The 21,494-nt window shown below is 61.4% G+C and carries 21 protein-coding genes; 3 read left to right on the top strand and 18 right to left on the bottom strand.

Going from position 1 to position 21,494, the window contains the following annotated elements; all coding sequences use genetic code 11:
* Positions 1-31: 31 nt before the first annotated feature.
* The 12 genes from P3T21_RS07050 to P3T21_RS07105 form a co-directional block, all read right to left on the bottom strand.
* A complete protein-coding gene (locus P3T21_RS07050; RefSeq protein ID WP_429255214.1) occupies positions 32-613 on the bottom strand; it encodes a PqiC family protein in 582 nt (193 codons plus the stop codon).
* Positions 610-2,241, bottom strand: a complete 1,632-nt coding sequence (locus P3T21_RS07055; RefSeq protein ID WP_429255215.1) for an intermembrane transport protein PqiB — start codon at positions 2,239-2,241, stop codon at positions 610-612. The genes P3T21_RS07050 and P3T21_RS07055 overlap by 4 nt, the downstream gene beginning before the upstream one ends.
* On the bottom strand, positions 2,234-3,499 hold the full coding sequence (locus P3T21_RS07060; RefSeq protein ID WP_429255216.1) for a paraquat-inducible protein A: 1,266 nt from the start codon (positions 3,497-3,499) through the stop codon (positions 2,234-2,236). The genes P3T21_RS07055 and P3T21_RS07060 overlap by 8 nt, the downstream gene beginning before the upstream one ends.
* Positions 3,496-4,989: an efflux transporter outer membrane subunit gene (locus P3T21_RS07065; protein ID WP_429255217.1), complete on the bottom strand. Its 1,494-nt coding sequence runs from the start codon at positions 4,987-4,989 to the stop codon at positions 3,496-3,498. The genes P3T21_RS07060 and P3T21_RS07065 overlap by 4 nt, the downstream gene beginning before the upstream one ends.
* Position 4,990: 1 nt before the next feature.
* Positions 4,991-8,188: an efflux RND transporter permease subunit gene (locus tag P3T21_RS07070; RefSeq protein WP_429255218.1), complete on the bottom strand. Its 3,198-nt coding sequence runs from the start codon at positions 8,186-8,188 to the stop codon at positions 4,991-4,993.
* Between the two features lie 13 nt (positions 8,189-8,201).
* Positions 8,202-9,413 (bottom strand): efflux RND transporter periplasmic adaptor subunit, encoded by a 1,212-nt coding sequence (locus P3T21_RS07075; protein WP_429255562.1) that lies wholly within the window; start codon positions 9,411-9,413, stop codon positions 8,202-8,204.
* A gap of 86 nt (positions 9,414-9,499) precedes the next feature.
* Positions 9,500-9,874, bottom strand: coding sequence for a hypothetical protein (locus P3T21_RS07080; protein WP_429255563.1), 375 nt, complete (start codon positions 9,872-9,874; stop codon positions 9,500-9,502).
* A 51-nt stretch (positions 9,875-9,925) separates the two neighbouring features.
* A complete protein-coding gene (locus P3T21_RS07085; RefSeq protein ID WP_429255219.1) occupies positions 9,926-10,402 on the bottom strand; it encodes a YMGG-like glycine zipper-containing protein in 477 nt (158 codons plus the stop codon).
* A gap of 180 nt (positions 10,403-10,582) precedes the next feature.
* Positions 10,583-11,170: a YSC84-related protein gene (locus tag P3T21_RS07090; RefSeq protein WP_429255220.1), complete on the bottom strand. Its 588-nt coding sequence runs from the start codon at positions 11,168-11,170 to the stop codon at positions 10,583-10,585.
* A 163-nt stretch (positions 11,171-11,333) separates the two neighbouring features.
* The gene (locus P3T21_RS07095) at positions 11,334-11,720 is read right to left on the bottom strand and encodes a response regulator transcription factor (RefSeq protein ID WP_429255221.1); all 387 of its coding nucleotides are present in this window, start codon (positions 11,718-11,720) and stop codon (positions 11,334-11,336) included.
* A gap of 143 nt (positions 11,721-11,863) precedes the next feature.
* Positions 11,864-12,499 carry a response regulator transcription factor gene (locus P3T21_RS07100; protein WP_429255222.1) on the bottom strand — a complete coding sequence of 212 codons (636 nt, stop codon included), beginning with the start codon at positions 12,497-12,499 and terminating at the stop codon, positions 11,864-11,866.
* A gap of 400 nt (positions 12,500-12,899) precedes the next feature.
* The gene (locus tag P3T21_RS07105; protein ID WP_429255223.1) at positions 12,900-13,031 is read right to left on the bottom strand and encodes a hypothetical protein; all 132 of its coding nucleotides are present in this window, start codon (positions 13,029-13,031) and stop codon (positions 12,900-12,902) included.
* Here P3T21_RS07105 and P3T21_RS07110 point away from each other — a divergent pair.
* The 3 genes from P3T21_RS07110 (at position 13,030) to P3T21_RS07120 (ending at position 16,121) form a co-directional block, all read left to right on the top strand.
* Complete coding sequence (locus P3T21_RS07110) at positions 13,030-13,227, top strand: chloride channel protein (RefSeq protein ID WP_429255224.1); 198 nt, start codon at positions 13,030-13,032, stop codon at positions 13,225-13,227. The two genes, P3T21_RS07105 and P3T21_RS07110, sit on opposite strands and share 2 nt — an antisense overlap.
* A 269-nt stretch (positions 13,228-13,496) precedes the next feature.
* Positions 13,497-14,663 (top strand): patatin-like phospholipase family protein, encoded by a 1,167-nt coding sequence (locus P3T21_RS07115; protein WP_429255225.1) that lies wholly within the window; start codon positions 13,497-13,499, stop codon positions 14,661-14,663.
* A 498-nt stretch (positions 14,664-15,161) separates the two neighbouring features.
* On the top strand, positions 15,162-16,121 hold the full coding sequence (locus tag P3T21_RS07120) for a transporter (RefSeq protein ID WP_429255226.1): 960 nt from the start codon (positions 15,162-15,164) through the stop codon (positions 16,119-16,121).
* A gap of 20 nt (positions 16,122-16,141) precedes the next feature.
* Here the strand turns inward: P3T21_RS07120 and P3T21_RS07125 are convergent, their stop codons facing one another.
* From P3T21_RS07125 to P3T21_RS07150, 6 genes are all read right to left on the bottom strand, one after another.
* Positions 16,142-16,903, bottom strand: a complete 762-nt coding sequence (locus P3T21_RS07125; RefSeq protein WP_429255227.1) for a hypothetical protein — start codon at positions 16,901-16,903, stop codon at positions 16,142-16,144.
* A gap of 113 nt (positions 16,904-17,016) precedes the next feature.
* Positions 17,017-17,814: a hypothetical protein gene (locus P3T21_RS07130; RefSeq protein ID WP_429255228.1), complete on the bottom strand. Its 798-nt coding sequence runs from the start codon at positions 17,812-17,814 to the stop codon at positions 17,017-17,019.
* Between the two features lie 11 nt (positions 17,815-17,825).
* Positions 17,826-18,608 carry a DUF2092 domain-containing protein gene (locus tag P3T21_RS07135; protein WP_429255229.1) on the bottom strand — a complete coding sequence of 261 codons (783 nt, stop codon included), beginning with the start codon at positions 18,606-18,608 and terminating at the stop codon, positions 17,826-17,828.
* A 147-nt stretch (positions 18,609-18,755) separates the two neighbouring features.
* Positions 18,756-19,052 (bottom strand): hypothetical protein, encoded by a 297-nt coding sequence (locus P3T21_RS07140; RefSeq protein WP_429255230.1) that lies wholly within the window; start codon positions 19,050-19,052, stop codon positions 18,756-18,758.
* A gap of 200 nt (positions 19,053-19,252) precedes the next feature.
* A complete protein-coding gene (locus P3T21_RS07145; protein WP_429255231.1) occupies positions 19,253-19,678 on the bottom strand; it encodes a hypothetical protein in 426 nt (141 codons plus the stop codon).
* 113 nt (positions 19,679-19,791) lie between these two features.
* Positions 19,792-21,471 carry a methyl-accepting chemotaxis protein gene (locus P3T21_RS07150; protein ID WP_429255232.1) on the bottom strand — a complete coding sequence of 560 codons (1,680 nt, stop codon included), beginning with the start codon at positions 21,469-21,471 and terminating at the stop codon, positions 19,792-19,794.
* Positions 21,472-21,494 lie beyond the last annotated feature (23 nt).

The following is a 21,494-nucleotide window of genomic DNA, read 5'->3' on the forward strand; positions in this document are numbered from 1 at the left end:
GCGCTTTCCGTTTCGCCGGCACGGCCACGCGTCAGGGCGACGCCGGACGGATAGCGCTGGCAATATCGCGACTAACCGTGGCCAGTCCCCTGCTCCAGGCTGACACCAGCGGATCGTAGCCAGCGCCGGTGGCAGGCTCGCGCACGGTGGTACGCCCCGTTATCGGCGACGCTTTCCCCGGCGGCAACACCGACCACAAGACATCGACCGTCGCGGCCTCGCCGATGTCGGCGTCAAAGCGCTGGACGTCGAGCCGCACGCGCCACGTCGGATCTCCACTCATTGGCGTGACGGACACACGCGGGCTGTTCAACAGTTGTGAAAGATCGGCGGCGACCACACGCGGAATCTGGCTCTTCAGCGGGTCCGCCCAACGCGCGAATTCATCGATCGTCACGTGATTTTCGCCAGCGCGCGTCACGATCTGCGGCCGGTCCACAAGCTCGGGGATGCTCACCTGTCCAACCAGAACCGTGAGCGGCGCGACGGGACGTCCGCTATCGCCTGACGCCTGCTGGCTCAATGTGTAGAAGTCCGCCTTGGGCGAGCTGGCACAACCCGCCAGCGCGACGACGGCTAGCGTGATGACAAGGGATAAAGATAGGCGTATCACTTTTTATCCTCCAGCTTGCCGCGAATCAGCGCCTCTGGATGGCGTTCCAGATAGTCCGCGAGCGTGCGGAAAGCAGCCGCTGTGCGCGCCAGTTCGCGCATGGCGTCATTGGTGTTCTGCGCCAGCGGTGAATCGGGCTGTATCGCGCCATTGGCCGACTTCAGCGCCGTCTGCGCAGCGGCTAGCGTCTCCTTAGCCTGCGGCATGACCTCGGTGCTCAGTTGCTTGAGGAGCGTGTCCGCGTCGGCCAGTGTCTGTTGTGCGTTCTTGCCGATCCCTTCGAACGGAATCTTGTTTAGCTTCGCGACGAGACTGGTCACCGAATCCTGCAGTGACTGCAGGCCTCCCGGTATGGTCGGCATCTCGGGCGGATTAGTAGTCCAGTCCACGGCCGCCTTAGCCGCATTCGGGAAAAAGTCGAGTGCAACATAGAGTTGCCCGGTGAGCAGGTTTCCGGTGCGCAACTGGGCACGCAAACCATGGTCCACCAGCGCTTTCGCAAGGTCCTGGCGATCGTTGGTGATTCTGCCTCCGGTTCCGGCTCCGGCTTCGCCCTTCTCGAAGCGCGAAGTGAAACGTTCCGGGAAAAGCCGTATCTCGACCGGTATGCTGAACTGCTTGGTGACAGGATCAAACCGTGTATTGATCTTCGCTACTTCGCCGACCGCGATGCCGAGAAAATCGACCGGCGCGCCGACTGACAGACCTCGCACGGACTCCCTGAAAACGAGCACATAGTGGTCGACGATGCGATCGTGCTGCTTCATCGCCTCGGCACGATCGCGGAATAGCGAAAACTCGGTGCTCGCGGCGGCTTCAGGACTATCTTCCGTTTCCTCGGGCGTCTGGAACGCGAGTCCGCCGATCAGGATAGCCACCAGCGATTCCGTATTGACCTTGATCCCGCTCGTATCTAGCGACACGTCGACGCCGCTCGCGTGCCAGAATCGCGTATCCGCCTTCACGTATTTTTCATAGGGGGCGTTGACAAAGACATGCATCGTCACGCCCTTCCCGTTCGGATCGAGCTGGTACGAGGTCACCTGACCCACCTGCAGCCGCCTGTAATAAATCGGCGAGCCGACATCGAGCGAGCCCATGTCCGGGCCTTTCAGCACGAACTCACGACCCGGCACCCCGCTTGCAAAAACAGGGGGCGTCTCGAGGCCGGTGTAGTCGCGCCGCGACTTTGTCGACGCTCCCACGTCCATGCCGATGAAAGAGCCGGAGAGCAAGGTGCCGATGCCCGACACGGTACCGCCGGAGATACGCGGACGCACCACCCAGAAACGCGTGTCGTCCACCAGCAGCCCGGTGGCGTCCTTGGAAATGTCAGCGGTGGCAATCACGCGGCGGTGATCGCCCGATAACGTGACATGTTTGACCACGCCGATGTCGACGTTCTTGAACTTGATCTTGGTCTTGCCCGCATCAAGCCCTTCGCCCGTCTCGAAGCTGATCGTGACCGTCGGTCCCTGCTCCAGGATTGTCTTCACCGCCAGCCAGCCGCCGATGAGCACCGCGATCAGCGGCACCAGCCACACGACCTGAAAGCGCCAGCGCGAGCGCGGCGTGGCGACGGCTTCGGGGACATCCGGTGACCCCGGTCGACCAGGCGGTCTAGCCATGATTGGGCTCCGTCGCGTCCCAGATAAGACGCGGATCGAACGACATGGCCGCGAACATCGTCAGTACCACGACTGCACCGAACGCAACGGCGGCCGGACCGGCCTGGATGGTTGCGAGCGCATCGAACTGAACGAGTGCGACAAGGATGGTGATGACGTAGATATCGAGCATCGACCAGCGCCCGACGAGTTCCACGAGACGATAGATGCGGGTTCTCTGCTGCAGCAGCATGACTGAGCGTCGCTGCGTCGTGATGACCAGATACAAGATCGCCATGATCTTGAGCATCGGCACAGCGATGCTCGCGATAAACACGATGACGGCAAGCGGCCACGAACCCGAAGTCCACAGGTAAACGACGCCGCTCAGGATCGTGTCCTTCTCCGCGCCGAACAGCGAGCTGGTATTCATGATCGGCAGCACGTTTGCCGGGATATACAGCACCATTGCGGCGATGAGGAACGCCCAGGTGCGCGCGTAACTTGCCGGTTTGCGGGGATGCAGATTGGCACCGCAACGTGGACAACTCGCGTCGTGTACATGCGCATCGGATTTCGTCAACAACCCGCAACTGTGGCAGGTCATCAGACCGCTTGCCATTGCCGTGGGTGCGGAGGGTGTCGCGAGTTGCTCTGGATCCGGCTCGCCGCTGAAGCGGTCGCCCATGCGCTGCCAGAGCTCATGCGGATCGAATGCGGAACTGGCAGCCGCGAGCAGCAGCATGAGCGCGCCGAACGACCAGAGCGCAACTCCCGGCACGACACTCGCGATGTGCGCGAGCTTCACGAGCGCGACCAGCATGCCGAGGATGAGCACCTCCGTCATACCCCACGGCCGTGCCAGATGCATGAGACGAAAGACGACGTCGGCCCGATACGGCACACGGTTAAGTCGCAGCGGCACCATCATGTACGTCATGGTGCTCATCTGAAGCAGCGGCATGAGGAATGTCGTCGCGAACACGAGCCCTGCGATAGGCCACATGCCGTCCCTGTACAGCACGCGAACCGCACCCAGCAGGGTTGTCTCGACGAGGTCGCCATTAACCGATAACCCGACGATCGGATACGCGTTACCGATCACGAACAGCACGATCGACGTGAGCGTGTAGGCAAGCGCACGATCGAGGCTGTCCGGATGGCTGCGGTACAGTTCCGCACCACATCGACAGCACCGCAGCACGCCTTCGCCTGTCAACGGTGCCTCACGTTGCAGCAGATCGCATTCGTGGCAGGCGAGAAGTCGCTCGGCGCTCATTGCGATGGCTCCGCGGCGGCCTGCTTCGTCGCGGGCGCATTGGCGCCTTGCTGCATGACCTGGCCCGTCATGCGCTCGGCATCGACCACCCAGCCGCCGCCCATCGCCTTGTAAAGACCGATCAGCGAACTGAATACGAGGCCGTTGGTCTGCGTGTAGCTGAGCTGCGCATTGAAGAGGCTGCGCTCGGCATCCAGCACTTCGATGTAGCTTGTATAACCGCCTTCATAGCGCAGACGTGCGAGCCGCGAATAGGTCTTCAACGCTTCCACCTGACGTCCCTGCACGACGAGTTGCTCGCGCGACTTCTGGAGCGCGATCAGTGCGTCGTCGACTTCCTGGAACGCTGTCTGGATCGACTGCTGATATTGAAACAGCGCCTGTTGCTGCTGCGCTTCGGCCTGGCTCACCTGGCCGCTGATGCTGCCCGCGGTAAAGATCGGCACCGTCAACGATCCGGCGAACGACCAGACGCGCGACGGCCCCGTGAAGAGCTTCGAGAACTGACCGCTCGCGGTGCCAAACAGACCCGTCAGCGAAATATCCGGAAAGTACAGTGCACGTGCGGCGCCGATCAGCGCGTTGGCGGCAATCAGGTTCTGCTCGGCCTGACGCAGGTCGGGGCGGCGTTCGAGCAGATCGGACGGCAAGCCCACCGGCACCGCCGGCACGGCCAGTTCCGTCAGTTCGCGGCCACGCAGGATCGGGCCAGGATTGCGACCGAGCAGCACCGACAGCGCGTCTTCCTGCTGCGCGATCTGCGTCTCGATCTGCGGAATCGTCGCGAGAGAAGCCTCGTATTCCGACTGGCTTTGCGCGAGTTCCATCTGCGACACGTCGCCGCCAGAAAAGCGCGCCTGGAACACCTTCACCGAGCCGGCGCGGCTGTCGGTGGTTGCCTTCGCGATTGTGAGTTGCTGGTCGAGATCACGCAGATTGATATACGCGGACGCAACCGATGCCACCAGCGAGAGGATCGTCGCGCGCCGCCCCTCTTCGCTCGCCAGCAGACTCGCGCGCGCCGATTCCGTCTGACGCCGTACCTTGCCGAAGAGATCGATTTCCCACGCCACCTGCAGTGGCGCCTGGAACTCGTTGAACACAGGGCTGACGCCGGGCGGCAGCGTTGACAGACCCGCCACCGCTGCACGCTGACGGGAAGCGCTGAAACCGGCGCTGATCTGCGGAAACAACGCCGAGCGCGTCGTGACGAACTGCCCCATAAACTGGTCGACGCGCGCTGCGGCGATTTTCACGTCCTTGTTGTCGGCGAGCGCGGCGGCAATCAGGTCGTTGAGCACCGGATCCTGGAACTGCTCCCACCACAATGCATTGGCCACTTCCGCCGTCTCGCCCGGCTCGAAGCGATAAGTCGCCGGCGTGGGCACGGTGGGCCGCACGTAGTCCGGACCGAACAGACAGCCGGACAGCCCGAACCCCGATAGCAGCAGGACAGGGAGCAGACGCAACAGGGACGCTGAGCCGCGCATGTCAGTCATCCTCGCGCGGGGCAGACGGTTTGACGGCCGACACGCCCGCCGCTCCGCCGCTCGAGCCGGGCGTCTTCTTCTTGCCGCTGCGTTCCGACATCGATTCGAGCACGTAGAAGAACATCGGGATGAAGAACACCGCGATCGCCGTCGCGCCGAGCATCCCGCCGATCACGCCCGTGCCGATCGAATGCCGGCTGTTGGCGGATGCGCCCAGCGCAATCGCCAGCGGCACGCAACCGAGGATAAAGGCGAGCGACGTCATCACGATCGGCCGCAGACGCTCGGACGCCGCCGTCACGGCTGCGTCGTACACCGACTCTCCCGCTTCGCGGTTCAGCACCGCGAACTCGAAGATCAGGATCGCGTTCTTCGCCGCGAGCGCGACCAGCATCGTCAGGCCGATCTGGAAGTACACGTCGTTTTCGAGGCCCCGCAGCATGATCGCGAGCAAGGCGCCAAAGAGCGCGAACGGCACGGCCATCAACACACCAAACGGCAGGCTCCATTTCTCGTATTGCGCGGCGAGAATCAGGAAGACCATGATGAGACCGAATACGAACACGAGCCCCGACGTGCCGCCGGCCTGCCGCGCCTCGTAAGCCTCGCCGCTCCACCCGAGGCCATAGCCCGACGGCATCACTTCGTCGGCCACTTCCTCGAGCGTCGAGATGACCTGACCGGAGCTATAGCCTGGCGCACCGTTGGCCGTGATCTTGACTGCTGGAAAGTTGTTGAAGCGCGTCATGAGGTCGGGGCCCGTGACGTACTTTGATGTCACCACGGATTTCAACGGCACCATGCTGCCCGTCTTGCTGCGCACGTATATCTGGTTGAGATCCTGTGGCGTCAACCTGTAGGACGGTTCCGCCTGCAGGATCACCTGCCACAGCCGGCTCGAACGATTGAACTGCGATACGTAAAGCGAGCCGAACATCGTCTGCATCGCGCTATACACTTCTTCGATCGGCACGCCAAGCGTCTCCGACTTGTCCCGATCGACATTGACAAGAAGCTGCTGCGCCGATGCATTGAACGTAGACGTCACGCGCGCAAGTTCAGGTCGCTTTTTCGCCTTTGCGAGGAAATCGTCCACGACCCCTGCGAGCTGCGCGGTGGTCGCGTCGCCCATGCTCTGAATCCACATCTCGGTGCCGCCTGTCGTACCGAGCCCGGGAATGGACGGCGGATTGACCGGCAGGATGATCCCCTCTTGCACATCGGCGAAGTGCTTATACGCGTCGATCAGCACGGCCCGTGCGTTCTGCGTCCTGATGTTGGCGAATTTGTAGCGCTCATCGAAGCTCTTGAAGCCGATGAAGAACGTGCTCGCGTTGTTCTTGTTCTGGCTGTCAAGCAGACTGTAGCCATCGACGATCGTCACGCTACTCACCGCATCCTGCTTCATGAAGTAGTCGGTGACCTTCCGCGAGACATCGCCTGTGCGATCGAGACTCGCCGCATCAGGCATGATGATTGCGCCAAGCAGATATCCCTGGTCTTCCGGCGGCAGAAACGACGTGGGAATCGAGCGCATCATGACGACCGCCAGCGCGATCATCCCGACAAAGAGCAGCAACGCCACTGCGAAACGTTTGATGACCAGTTTGACCGCGCGCGTGTAACCGTCGGTCATTTTTGCGAAGCTGTTGTCGAACCATTTGAAGAAACCGCGCTTTTCATGGTGCCCGGGCTTGAGCAGCAATGCGGCAAGCGCCGGTGAAAGCGTCAATGCCACCAGACCGGATAACACCACCGAGATCGCGATCGTGATCGCGAACTGCTTGTACAACTGACCCGTGATACCCGCGAGAAACGCCACCGGTACGAAGACTGCACACAGCACCAGCACGATCGCGACGACCGGGCCCGCGACTTCGTCCATTGCGCGCTTGGCTGCATCCTTCGGACTCAGCTTGTGCACGTTCATGTTCCGCTCGACGTTCTCGATCACGACGATCGCGTCGTCCACCACAATACCGATCGCGAGCACCATCCCGAACAAGGTCAGCATGTTGATCGAGAAGCCGAGCGCGAGCATCCCCATGAACGTGCCGACAATCGATACCGGCACCGCGAGCACCGGAATCAGTGTCGCGCGCAGGCTTTGCAGGAACACGAACACGACAATCACCACCAGCACCAGTGCTTCGAAGAAGGTGTGGATCACATCCGAAATCGACGCGCGCGTGAACTCGGTTGTGTCCATCGCAATGCTGTATTCAAGACCTTCTGGAAAGGTCTTCTTCATCTCGGCAAGCGTCGCGCGCACCTGTTTCGACACGTCGAGCGCGTTCGCACCGGGCTGCTGGTAGACAGCGATGATCGTGGCTGGCTTGCCCTGAAAGCGGCTGCGAATCGAATAATCTTTCTGACCGAGATCGGCGTGGCCTATGTCCTTGAGCCGCACGATCGCTGCATCGCCATTGGCTGCACGGATGATGATGTTGTCGAACTCGGCAGGGTCGCTCAACCGGCCGGTGGTCGTGACGGCGAACGACTGCTCGACAGGCGAGCCGGTCGGTGACTGGCCGATGCGGCCCACTGCGAACTGCTGGTTCTGGTTGGCGACCGCGTGCTGCACGTCACTGGCCGTGACGCCGAGTTGAGCCATTCGATCAGGCTTCAGCCAGATCCGCATCGCGTAGTCGGGCGTGCCGAAGATCGCCGACTGGTTCGCGCCCGGAATGCGCTTGAGTGCGTCAAGCACATAGATATTGGCGTAGTTGGCGATGTAGGTCGCGTCGTAGCGGTCAGACGGCGAATAGATCGAGATGACCATCATGAACGCCGACGACTTTTTCTGAACCTGAATCCCCTGCGCCTGAACCGACTGCGGCAGCTGTGGCAACGCGAGATTCACGCGGTTCTGCACGTCGACCTGCGCGAGTTCGGGGTTGGTTCCGATCTGAAAGTACCCGTTGACGGTCAGGTTGCCGGTCGATGAACTCGATGAGTTCATGTAGATCATGTTATCCGCGCCGTTGACCTGTTGCTCGATCGGCGCGGCGACATTGTTCGCGACCACGTCCGCGCTGGCGCCTGGATAGGTCGCGGAAATCGTGATCTGCGGCGGCGTCACGTCCGGGTATTGGGCAATCGGCAGATTGACCATCGCCACCGCACCGCCGAGCGTGATGACGATCGAAATGACCGTTGCAAAGATCGGACGGTCGATGCAGAAATGGGAGATGTTCATTTCGCTGGCCCGTTCACTTCGATGCAACGGTATCGGACGGTCGTCCCTTCGTGCTGTTCTGGTCGCCCGGTGGGGCGTCGTCCGCGGCATGCGGCGCAGGCGCCGTCGCGACGATCTTCAGCGGCGTATCGGCAACCACACGGATCGCACCATCCACCACGACCCGCTCGCCTGCCTTCAGACCTTGCGTGATGAACCAGTCATCGCCGTGCCATTCGCCCACTTCGACCACGCGCTGATGCGCTTTCGAGTCGTTGTCGACGACCCATACGAAATGGCTTTTGGAGCCCTGCAACACCGAACGCTGCGGCACGAGTATTGCGTTGGGACGGATCGCGCCGGACACCCGGGCGCGGACGAACTGCCCCGGACGCAGCGTGCCTTTGGGATTCGCAAACGATGCGCGCACGAGGAACGTGCCGGTTTGCGTGTTGAACGCCGGGTTGGCAAAGTTGATGCGACCGCGGTCCGGGAACTCCGTGCCGTCGGCCAGCACGAGCGTCACCTCAAAGTCCTGATTCGCCGGGAACTTCAGACGGCCCGCCGTGATGTCGTCGCGGTATTTCAACAGCTCGTTTTCGGAGACGCTGAAGTTCGCCCACATCGGATCGAGCTGATAAACGTAGGTCAGGAGACCCGTGGCGGCCGCCGTCACGTAGCTGCCATCCTGCTGCCTTGCGAAGCTCGACAGGCCCGTGAGCGGCGATTTGATCGTTGTATAGCTGAGATTCAGCTGTGCCGTCTGCACCTGCCCCTGCGCGGCGATCACTGCCGCTTCTGCCTGCTTCTCGTTGCCAGTCGCATCGTCGAGATCCTTCTTGCTCAACGCGTTCTGCGCAGCCAGCGGGATCACGCGCGCGAGGTTCGCTTTCGTCACGTAGAGCCTCGCCTGCTGCTGCGCGAGCTGGCCTTTTTCAGTCTGCAGCGCGGCCTCGAATGGCTTCGGGTCCATCAGGAACAGCGTCTGCCCGGCGTGGACCAGGTCCCCTTCGGTGTACACCCGCTTGTCGAGAAAGCCGTCGACGCGCGCGCGGATCTCGACTTCGCGCGAACTCTGTGTCTGCGCGGTGAACTCGAAATCGACGGGCGTGTCGCGCTGGGTGACCTGCATGACGGTGACCTCCGCGGGACCGGCCGTCGGCACCGCCGGCGCCTTGTGACAGGCCGCGCACAGCATCACCGGAGCGAGAACGCACAGCCAGCGCCACGGGCCGTGAGCGGTCATCTTCGTCTGTGCGGGTTCACCGGCCAGCGGTGAGGGTTGCATCTGAGCATCCAGGCTTGCGCGTTTCATCGGATCACCCGTCTCAGCTACATGGGAGTGCAGGCGCCGAACAGCACCAGCGTGTCTTCGCGGTTGACCAGCGTGACGGCCAGCGAACCGGTTGCCTTGTCGAGCGCGATCGTCCATGCGTAGCCGAGTTCGATGCCTTGCATGACTATCTGTCCCTGGCCGTTTTCCATGAACCGGATTGGCGTCGTGCGTACCGGACCCACGACCGTTTTTTTCGCGAAGTCGATACGCAGGAATTGCGGTGCGCCCAACTCGGCTGGCAACGCGCGCAGACAGATCTGGCCCGGATCGCAGTCGTGCGCATCGATGGTGGCGCAGACAAGCGGCTTGCTGCCGTCGAAGTCCGCTGCCAGCAGGGTGGTCGACAGGAAACAGGAAAACGCCGCAAACATCAGACAGGTGTAGTTCTTTCGCATGGCTGCCTCTCGTGCCGCTCGCGGTGGCTACTGGATCGTGTACCCGCGGCCGGTCATACACGCCCCCACCGCGCGGTTGAAGGTGGCGAGTTCCTGCGAAGTCTGCTGCTGGTTGGCCTGCGTCTGGGCAGCGGCCGCCTGCTGCGTGCGTCGCTGGCGCATGCCGCCCGCCGCGGTGCCCGTGATCGCGCCAATCGCCGCGCCCTTCCCGGCATCGCCGGCCACCGCACCGACCGCCGCACCGAGCGCCGCGCCGCCTGCTGCGCCGCGCAGGCGTTCGCCCTGCGGCGGCGGCACGCCAGGTTGATTGGCGCTCTGCTGCGCGAGGGCGACGGGATCCACGCCGGTCGTCTGCTTCGCCCACACCTGACACTCCGCGGTATCGCTTTGCTGGCGCTGCGGACTTTGCCCTTTGGCGGGGTAGATGATGGGCTGCTGCGCGCCTGCGGAACAGACAAGCAACAGCATCAGCAAGCCAGTCGAACCTCGTACGATGGGTAGCATGGCCAGAGTCCCTTTTAATTCGCCTTGCCGGCGCCCCTCTCACTCACGACCGTCCGCGCAGACACACGCGTCCGCGTGTCCGTTATGCGTGTCGTCCGCGACTTGCTCAGGGTGCCTGTCGCACGTTCCACGCCGCCGGCAGTAAGCGGCCTGGTTGCACGCGCAACAATCGCGTTTCGCCTAGCCCCTGAGCCTGGTGATTTTTTGACCTTGCAATCCAAGGCCAGCCATCAAACCCGTTTGCCCGAAGATGAACGCGTACACATCCGACTGGAGCGTTGTCGTGGTCATCGACCTGGCCATACCCGAATCCACCACGACGATGCTCGGACCCATGCCGATCGACCAGCCATCACTGCTGTGCAGATAGTTGACAGCTGCGTCTGTCATCAGAAACATCGCTTCGGCGAACGACTGCACACCGGCCTGCAGCCCGTATGACACAGCCGTGTTGTTATAGACGCCTGTGACCTTGCCGTTCTCGATCAGTACGCCGTCTCCGCCTTGCGCGCCGACGAGAAAACCCGCCTTCACGATGCTCGGAAACACGAGAATCGCCTTGGCCCTGGTGGACAACTCTTTCGCCTTGGGTTCCTTCGCATACAACGATTCCAGCGCCGCGAAGCTATCTTTCTTGAGCACCGAATCTTCGGCGACCGGCGTTGACGACATTCCAGTCGAGGACGAGGAGCCATCTCCCCCCGTTGAGCAGGCCGCGGCGACGGCCAGAAGCGGAACAGCTGCAGCAAACCGGATGCTCTTGCGCATGACGCACACTCCCTTTAGCGGTGTTTAACGCCAAAATGAACCGCATCCCTGCCTGCGGCCCTCATCGGATGAGAACAATATTGGTGTTCGCGCAAGTCAAAGACAATTGGCCTTTGGTCCCATATCGCGCCGATACGCCTACCCGTCTGAACGGCGTGCGGTCTCAGGGCTGTTGGGTGCTGTCTAACGCAGTGCGTACCGTCTTCACGAACAGTTCGTCGTTGAACGGCTTGCGCAGATAGGCGAGCGCGCCTGCCGAGAGCGCCTGCTCTCGCACACCAATATCGTCATGGGCCGTGATGAAAATGACGGGAATTCCGCTACCGGACAGACGTCGCTGAACCTCCAGCCCGTTGATTCCCGGCATCTGTACATCGAGAATCACACAGTCGGGACGGTAGGACGGCATGGACGACAGCACTTCGAGGAACCGGTCGCCACTGGCGAACGTTTCCGCGACTATGCCAATCGAGCGCAAAAGTCGCTTGATAGCCCGGCTCACCGAATCATCGTCATCGACCACGACAACGAACGGTTTGGCTTTTCCCATTCTGAATAGTCCGGTGTACGGGAGCTCGCGGTTCTCACACTCCCCACCGGTTAGACTATGAGACACCAGGCGATGCCGATATTGGACTTTGGTCCCGTGTGTGACGACCGCGAGTGAATACCCGCAGATGACCCCATCGGCATTCAGTGGGGAGCGTGCGCCTCGAACGCGCCGCACAGGCCGACGCGGTCGGCCATCAGCACCAGCTGTGCGAGCGACGTGACCTCCATCTTCGCCATGACGCGGGCACGATGGACCTTGATGGTTTTTTCGACGGTGCCCAGCTCACCCGCCACCTGCTTGTTCAACCGGCCGGCAACGATCAGCGACATGACTTCCCGCTCGCGCGGCGTCAGACGATCGACGCGGCGCTGGATCTGGTCCAGTTCGCTGCGGCTGTTCAAGGTCTGGGTGGCACGTTCGAGCGCCTGATCGATTGCGCGTAGCAGATCGCTCTCGTGCACCGGTTTAGCGAGGAAATCAGACGCACCCGCCTTCATTGCACCGACGGTCATCGCAATGTCGCCATATCCGGTGATGAAGATGACCGGCAGCGACACATTCAGTTCGCGTTGCAGTTCGAGACCGTTGAGGTCGGGAAGCTGGATATCCAGCACCACACAGGCGGGACAGGTGACCGTACCTGCCCGTTGGAGAAACGCCCTTGCCGAGTCGAACATCTCGACCTGATAGCCGGCTGAGCGGATCAGGCGCCCCAGCGCGATACGTACCGAATCGTCATCGTCGACAACGAACACCAGCGATGTGGCAATAGTCATGGCCTGTATCGCGACCCGTTTCTCCGCGCCCTACCCGGCGATCCAGATAACGTGACACGTCGCGCCTCGATCAATGTTTACTCTGGGCCCAGCGTGTCCCGCGATCGAATTTGATGACTGTCGTGATCGGCAAGCCGGAGCGGGGGACTGGGTTTCTTAATTAAGAAACGGTGTGCAAAAAGGACTGCCGGTACGGCGACAGCATTCTGCAAGCACATTCAATCGTAGGTGCGAGGAGGGCGATAGTAAACACGACATGCGCTAAATCTGGCGCATTTGAACGAATTCGATCTGGCGTGTTGCAAACAAGCCCCATTCGGGCATGTATTAGACCAAAGGCCAATTGCGCCCGTTTAACTATGTACGAATATTCTCGGGGACAAACTAATCTCAACTGTGTTTATTCGTGCTGGAAGAACTGATACGACGGTTCGAGACGCGTACCGCCATTGCGGCGCTTGGCGCTTCCGCCGGGGCGATCGCTGTTTCCTGATGTCGCCAGCTCGCCGGTTGCGTTCGCCGTCGTCGCCATGGCCGCCTTCTTTGCCGCTGTCGTGCGCGCACCAATCACCGGTATTGTTCTCGCAACTGAAATGACGGGGAGTTTCACGCTGCTCCTGCCGATGCTCACCGCGTGCTTCACGGCGATGATCGTTCCCACCTTGCTGCGCTGTCCGCCGATCTACGATTCGTTGCGGGACCGGGCTACGGGTAACGCATCCGGATGACCGGCGCATCAGACCAAGGTCCAATTGTTTTCGGTCTTCCGGCACATATAGTTTTAACGATATGAAATTTCATCCGGTCGGTATGACCCGCTCCACGGTTGTGCTGCGGGTATACGCGTACTCCATGCAGTGGCCGGACAAGTGCGGAGTAAAGCAGGACCTGGCGGCATCCATGCCCCACAGGGTCCTTACCGATGCCTGATGGAATGCCGGTGTGAACCCGTGATCGTTGTATGCGGCTTCCGCCAGACGCGGAGGACATATAAGTCATGGCAAAGACACTTAAGGCAACGCCTGCGGGCACGACTCAGGGCTGGGGAAAGTTCGACCATACGGTGGTCGTTCTGCAGGGCGGTGGTGCGCTGGGCGCCTATCAGGCGGGGGTCTATGCAGGACTCGCTGAATGCGGTGTCGAACCTGACTGGATCGCCGGTGTATCGATCGGCGCGATCAACGCGGCGCTGATCGCCGGCAACCCGTCCGCAAGGCGCGTCGAGCGATTGCGCGCATTCTGGGAGCGCGCATCGGCACGGTCGCCGTTCATCCCTCCGGCTGTATTCGATCCGATCCGTCCGTTTTTCAATCTCGTGAGCGCGGCCTCCACGGTCGCATTCGGCGTCCCGGGATTCTTCACGCCACGATTTCCCGCGCCGCTGACTGCGCACGAAGATGACATCAAGGCGTTAAGTCTTTACGACACGCGTCCCCTCAAGGCGACGCTCGAAGAACTGGTCGACTTCGATCTGGTCAATAGCAATGGCATTCGTCTGTCGCTTGGCGCCGTCAATGTCCGGTCCGGAAATTCGATGTATTTCGACAGCAGCAAGATGCGGATTGGACCTGAACATGTGATGGCGAGCGGCGCTCTGCCTCCAGGTTTTCCAGCGGTGGAAATCGACGGTGAATGGTATTGGGACGGCGGCATCGCCTGCAATTCGCCACTCTGGTATGTGCTCGATGAAGACTATCGAATGAGTGCGCTAATTTTGCAGGTTGACGTATTCAGTGGCCTCGGCGCATTGCCGCAAAATATCGCGCAGATGCAGGAGCGCGCCAAGGACATCCAGTACGCCAGCAAGACACGCTTTAACACCAGCCGCATCAGCGAAATCGAAGAGCTTCGCGCTGCACTGCGCCGGCTGCTCGACAAGCTGCCGCCAACCATGAAAGACGATCCCGACGTCGCGAAACTCACCACGATCAGCACACGCGGCGCGGTCGCGCTCGTTCACTTCATTAACCGCAACCGCTCGCAGTCGTCGAATTACAAAGACTATGAATTCTCGCGCGCCACCGTGATGGAGTTGTGGGACTTCGGATACAGCGACGCCAAACGCTCGATTGCCGATCCCGAATGGCAGAACGCGACGAATCTCGGCAACGGCATACGCATCTATGACCTCACACAATCCGGCACGCCATCGCCGTCGACATAGGGAGAGGCATCATGATCGCAGCCAACGCAAAAGCGCCTCTCCTTGCGATGCCGCTCAGGTGCTTCGGGATAGCCCTTTGTCTCGCACAGACATCTCAATTGCACCCCTGACTCGTTGCGCTTTTATAGCAGGTCTTGCCACTCGGACTTTTGTAGACCCCTTTCCCGTTTTTGGTCATGGCCTCTCCGCCCCTGCTTGTCTGGGTCGTGGTCACGCCCGCCGCGCCCTTTTGGGACTTCCATGCGTTGCCCGTGTTCGCGTTGTAGCCGCCAGCCTCCTGCCCGTTATTGCACGCGGTGACACCGCGTCCGTTAGTCGTGCATTCCGCGAATGCGCTCGAGGAGAGCATCACGCATGCCAGCAATATCAGAATCCTCATAGTCGTCTCCTGGTGTGTGGTCGACACGAGGCCGCTGCGCTGGCGCGTGTCTTACTGAATGGTAGGTGATTTCCGCCCACTTCCTGACCTCAAAAATCCGCTGATCTGCTGAGATGTCGATGCGACTGATGCCCTTTATTTCCGTGACCGGCGCGGTGCAGGACGCGGCGCGTGCGCGGCGTATCCGGAATCTGTGCGCCGGCGTGGCGTTGATATGGTCCGCATTGTCGTGCGCGCAGGAAATGGAGCCCCGCACCTATTCAGCCGTTCCGGTCGGAACGAATTTCGTGGTGCTGAGCTATGCGCGATCGAGCGGCGACGTCACATTCGATCCTTCATTGCCGGTCACCGACGTGCAGGCAACAATCAATACGTGGGCACTCGGTTATTCCCATAGCTTCGGCGTGCTGGGACATACCACGAGCGTTGCCGTGTCGTTGCCGTATGCCAACGCCGACGTCACAGGTAATGTGGAGGGCGTGCCTGGTCATGCCTACCGGTCGGGCCTCGGCGACGTGCGATTCAGGATTGCCGTCAATCTTCTCGGCGACCCCCCACTCACACCCGAGGAATTCGCACGGCGCAGCCCCACCACCATCGTTGGCATGAGCCTGAGCGTGGTCGCGCCGACGGGCCAGTACGTGCCGTCCCGCGTGATCAACGTCGGAGCGAACCGGTGGTCGTTCAAGCCAGAGATCGGGCTGTCACAACCGATCGGCAACTGGTTTGTCGAAGGCACGGCGGGTGTATGGTTCTTCACCGACAACACCGATTTCTTCCGCGGCCGGCGACGCAGTCAGGATCCCATGCCCGCCTTCCAGTGGCATGGGGGCTACACCTGGCGACCGGGTTTGTGGATCGCAGCCGACGCGACGTATTTCGCAGGCGGAAGAACAAGCGTGAATGGCGTCCAGGATCAGGACCTGCAGCGCAGCGTGCGCTATGGCGTCACGCTGTCATTTCCACTTGCTTCGCAATTTTCGGCAAAGCTCGCGTGGTCGCGCGGATTGATCACACGCGTGGGCGGCAATTTTCAAACGATATCGATTGCGCTGCAATATCGCTGGTTCAATCACTGATCCGGCTCTGGCGCTCCCCGCTACTGCCCAAGTATGGCGTACGCATCGCGCAGCGGTTCAAGCGAAACTGTGATGACTCCGCCGAGCGGTGTAGTCATTTCCATCACCAGGAAAATTGCCCCCGAAACGGAGAGTGCGCCGAGCGCCAACGCAGCGATGACCGTTCCGTTTGGGCCCGCGAACATGCCAAACGTGCCGAAGATAATCGACAGCCACAACACCAGTGTTACCAGCAGCGGTACAGGGATCGAGCCCACCGACTGCAACAGCGCCAGCCAGCGCACAGCCAGCACTTCATCGGCGATCTGACCGGCGCGCGCCTTCAACTGGCGCTGCTCCTCCTGCGCTGGTGTAAGCGCCTGCAATTTGCGCTGAAGCGCTTCCGAGTGGGCGATTGCCTCGCGGCTAGTCAGACTTGCAAGCTGCGCCGCGTCGCCGGAGGCGATGACCTGGATCAAGTGGCCGTAGGCCTCCTTGACCGAAAGCCGGACATCCTGCGTTTCCGGTCCGTATTGGGCCAGCACGCGATCGAGCCGGATGATGCTGGCCGCACTGTGCACGAGCTCGCCGTTGACTGTGTCGAACGAGCTTTTCGCCGACGAGATCAGAAGGCCAAGCACGAGCGCGGCCATCGTCGCGATCAGGCCCGTCGCCAGCTTGACGACACCGATCGATTCGTCGCTAAGGTGATGCTCCGGCAGCATGGAGCGCACATACAAGCCAAGCAGTGCGCTTCCAAAGACACATGCAAACACGATCAAGGCGATGATGATATGGTTCACCGTTCGGTCCTCCCTCTCTGGTGGCAAGCGTGTTGCCCATGGACATCACGCACACGGGCGCAATCCTGCCTGCTGCATACCCGAGAACGAGGACACCCCGCGCCGGAGGTTCCTCAAGGGGCGGGAACCACGCGGTAATAAACGCCGTTCGCACCGTAGGAGGGCTGGAACCACGTATTGCCACACAGGTAGTACGTCCCGCCCGAAACCGCTGGTTTGATGCAACCGGCAGGCAGCACTGCATAGATCGCACCCATCGCAAACGCTGCGTTCGCGGCCGTCGCTCCGGCGACTACCCCGGCGTTGTATGCACTTGTGCTGCCCGCGGCAACGCCGGCGCTGTACGCATTCGACGTAGCGGCCGCCGTGTTGGCCGAAGCGACTGCCGCACCGGCCGCCACACCGACCGCCAGACCCGCGGCGGCAGCACCGGCGGTGGACCAGCCACCGCAGTTGTAACATCCGGACCCGTAATTGTTCACGGTGACAGGCGGGTGGTATGCAGGGTACCGCGCGCCATAGTAGGCACTGTGATACGCCGTCGCACCCGACGCGCTTGTATAGGTCGTGTAGCCGGACCCTGTTGCGTGGTAAGCCGAGCCGCCATACGCGTTGGTCGCGCTGGTGCCCTGACCGTACGTGTGGGTCGCGCTTCCGCCGTAGGGATTGGAAAAGTTCGTCTGATTCGAGCCTTCCTGGTGGCTGGCCGTATCGCCATAGCGGCCGGTTGCGGTCGTGCCCTGACCGTAAGTGTGTGTCTCACTGCCGCCCGCAAAGTCGGTACGCGTTGTCGATCCGTAACTGTGCGACGTGGTGCCGCCATATGCATTGGCATGCGACCACGCGCCGGCGGGATCGGATATGAGCGCCGGGACGAGCAGACTCAAGAGACAGGCGACGACGTTCTTCATGATGCGTCTCCTCATTGAGTGCTGGTGGGCTTCATCTTCGGCGGGGGTTTCATTCCGGGCGCGCCGCCTGCGTCCGGACGCGCAAATGCAATGCGTGCGGCGTTGACTGCTCCGGTCGGATCGAACGCGTTCGCTGGGATGGAGACATCCAGTTGCCAGTTCGATAGTTCCAGCACATGACGCAGACGGACGCGGTCGTTAAGGTAAATGGCGTAGATACGTCGCGGGAGTTTGTCGTCTGCGCCGATCCAGACCTGCACGAACACATCGCCGGTAACGTACGCCACGATGTCCGTCGTTGTGCCGCCGACAACGTTCGATTGACCCACATAGAAGGCGATCTTCAGGCCGTCGGCAATGTCCTTCCAGGGATCCGCGACGATCACGTCGGTGAACGGAAAATAGATCGCGCCTGTGTTGTAGGCAGCCTCCAGCGCGGCATCGATGGTCGGTGGCGCGTCGGCGACGGCGACCAGATTCTCCGCGGGCGCGAATGCCGTCATGGTCTTGCCGTCGTAGTAGAACTCCGAGGCTGGACCATCGCCGGGTGTGATCACCTTGAGCTTGTCCGGCCGCTGCATCGTGACTTCCGACCGGGTCGAATACACGAGCGGGGGACCGAGGCGGCTCGGACTTTCATAGGAAACGACCGCCGTGAAAGTCATCGACTTCGCGGCGGCTAGACGGGCACTCGTTCCCTTGAGGATATCGATCGCGCGTGGTTCAAGTCCAGGCTGGAACGTGAGCGCCGCGGCCGTAGACGCAGATTTTCCCGCCTTGGGCGTATGTTGCATTTTCGATGACTGCTGCGCGTTGCCACTTGCGGCCATGAACATACAAAGCATGACAAAGGTCACGCTCCTCTTCAGTTTTTCGCAGGTCATCGCAGCCTCGGCGAATCAGCGGCTCAGCGGCGCGGTTTAGCGCCGTGCCCGTAACGATCAGGGAATCATGCCGCACTCAAACATCTTGTTCACGATCGGCGCGGCCACCTTGTTGATGAACGCGGCGCGCATCTGCGGATCGTCATGCAGCAACTGCACGGCCTGCTGCTCTCTTTCAGGCTTCGGCTTGCCCTTTTGCTGCGCACGTTCCTGCCACAGCTGCTCGCAGGACGATGACTGGTACTTTTGAACAACGTTATCGGCGACCATGTCCATCACCGGGAACTGCGCAATGGCGGTGCCTGCGAAAAGCAGCACCGGCACCATCGCAAACCAGAGGAGACGGTTTGTCATTTGCTTTCCCTCATAGGGTCATGTGTCAGGGAAAGTGTCGGGATCATCGCTTGAGGAAGCGATCGTCTTGTTCTGGATTTTTCCGCGCACCTCACCTCGGAGCGCACGAGCGAACGCATGCTCCCCAGCAACAAACTACGCGCCTGGCGGGCGCACCGGTATTGGACCTTCGTCCAATACCGGGTGCGCGAAAGCCGGCGCTAACCCTCGCGCGCGGGGGGTTGCGGATTGTTCGCCGGGTTGGTGTCGAATCTGCTTACGCTGATGATGCCGGTGTCGCTGACCAGCGCTGACAGTTCAGACTGCAGCGGATCAGCGACCTCTTTGCCGTACACTTCCTCGCCATCTACATAGACAGTAAAGGACCGTAGATACCGTGCCTTTTTCTCAGGCGCTTCAATCGTTTTCCGTGTCCATTCATACAACGGGTATTTTTCGGGGCCGATCCTTTCCGCCTCGCTCACGTAATCGGCGAAAGCGTCGAACTGGCACTTCAAGGAGGCATGGTGCCGGCGCAAAACATCGCGAAGCGCTTCGTGCGACGTGCATGCCGGATCCCCGCGCAGAACCGCCGCGAGTTCGGTTGAGACAGAGATCCTCAACTGGAATTGCCACGCTTCTCCCATGCTTGCCTCGCTGCTGGACTCGTTCGAACATGACCGCACCATGCACAGCGGTCATGCTATCCGATCCCGCGTGCCCGTTGTGAAGGTCCGGCAATGAGCGGCAACCCGCGCGTCTAGAACTTCTCCCACTCCACCTGTTCCGCTGTCGCAAGCGCCGGCAGATTTTTATTAACCGGAGCGGCAACAGAAACCCGCCGCGCCGGCAAAACTGGCGCCGCCACAGAAGCCTTGCGAGGCGTAACCTGCGCAACCGCGCCCAGCTGGAACACACCGACAGTCTCGCGCAACTGCTTACCCTGGCCCTCCAGCGACTGCGCAGCCGCGGCGGCCTCTTCGACGAGCGCAGCATTCTGTTGCGTCACTTCGTCCATCTGCGTAATCGCCTGATTGACCTGCTCGATGCCTCGCGTCTGCTCGTCCGACGCGGCTGCGATCTCGCCCATGATGCCGGTCACGCGCTGCACTGCCTCCATGACATCGGTCATCGTGTGCCCCGCTTCTTCGACGAGCGATGATCCATGCCGCACCTTCTGCACGGAATCCGCGATCAGTTCCTTGATCTCCTTTGCCGCGCTCGACGAGCGTTGCGCAAGACTGCGCACCTCGCTCGCCACAACCGCAAACCCGCGACCCTGCTCGCCCGCGCGGGCCGCTTCGACCGCGGCGTTCAGCGCGAGAATGTTTGTCTGAAACGCTATGCCCTCGATGATGCCGGTGATGTCGGCGATCTTCGTCGAGCTGCCGTTGATCTCGCTCATCGTATCCACGACCCGGCCCACGACTTCATTGCCCTTATGCGCGACGTCGGACGCGTTCGCGGCCAGCGCGCTCGCCTGCCGGGCATTGTCGGCATTGTTTTTGACCGTGGCCGTCAGCTGCTGCATGCTCGATGCGCTTTCTTCAAGCGACGCGGCCTGCTGCTCGGTACGCGACGACAGATCCACGTTGCCAGCCGCGATTTCCTTCGTAGCCTGTCCGACTGATTCGCTCGCTGAACGCACTGAGACCATCACTTCGGCAATCCGCGTCATCAACGTATTGAACGCCGCGCCAGTCCTGCCGATTTCATCCATGCGCTGAACCGGCGCGCGCTGCGTGAGATCGAGCGTCTGGCTGACGCGCTCCAGTGTCGTGCGGATGCCGCTCAGGCTGCTCTGGATGATGCGGAACAGGTGTGTGGCCAGCACGCCGGAAAGCAGCAGCGCGACGACGATCACAGCGAGCAGGAACCGGAATGCCTGCGTGTAGGCCGCTGCGTTCTGGTCACGGACTTCATTGGCGATTTTCATCTTGTACGCGATGTGATCGTCGATGCCCTTCTTCACGTTGCCGGCCGCCACTGCCAGCGCGCCGCCTGCAACCAGCGTCGCGCGTACGCCGTCGAGATCGCCGGCATGCGCGTGTTCGATGAACGGTTCGAGCGCCGTCCGATAGGCGGCCATCGCCGCCTTGTCGGCCTGGATCATCCTGCGATCCGTCTCGTCCGTGATGTTGCTCTGTTCATAGTGGGCAATCGTGTCGTCGAACTGCGTGTTGGCCGTGGCGATCGCCTGATCGAGCGCCGTCTTGTCCGCGCTGTTCGAGAAGACAGCGAGCCGGTAGCCGGCGAGCCTCACGTCGCCGAGATAGCCCTTGGCTTTATCGAGGGTCTGGATACTCGGAATCGTGTCGGTTTCCACCGACTCGAACCGTTGCTGCGATTGTGACAGCTGCACAAGTCCGCCGGCGCCGACGAGAATCAGCGCAATCAGTGCGACGGACAGGGTGAGAACGAAACGCTGGATGATGGTCATGGGAGGCTTTTCCTTGGCTTTCC

Source organism: Paraburkholderia sp. GAS334, assembly GCF_050436625.1.
Classification (GTDB): domain Bacteria; phylum Pseudomonadota; class Gammaproteobacteria; order Burkholderiales; family Burkholderiaceae; genus Paraburkholderia.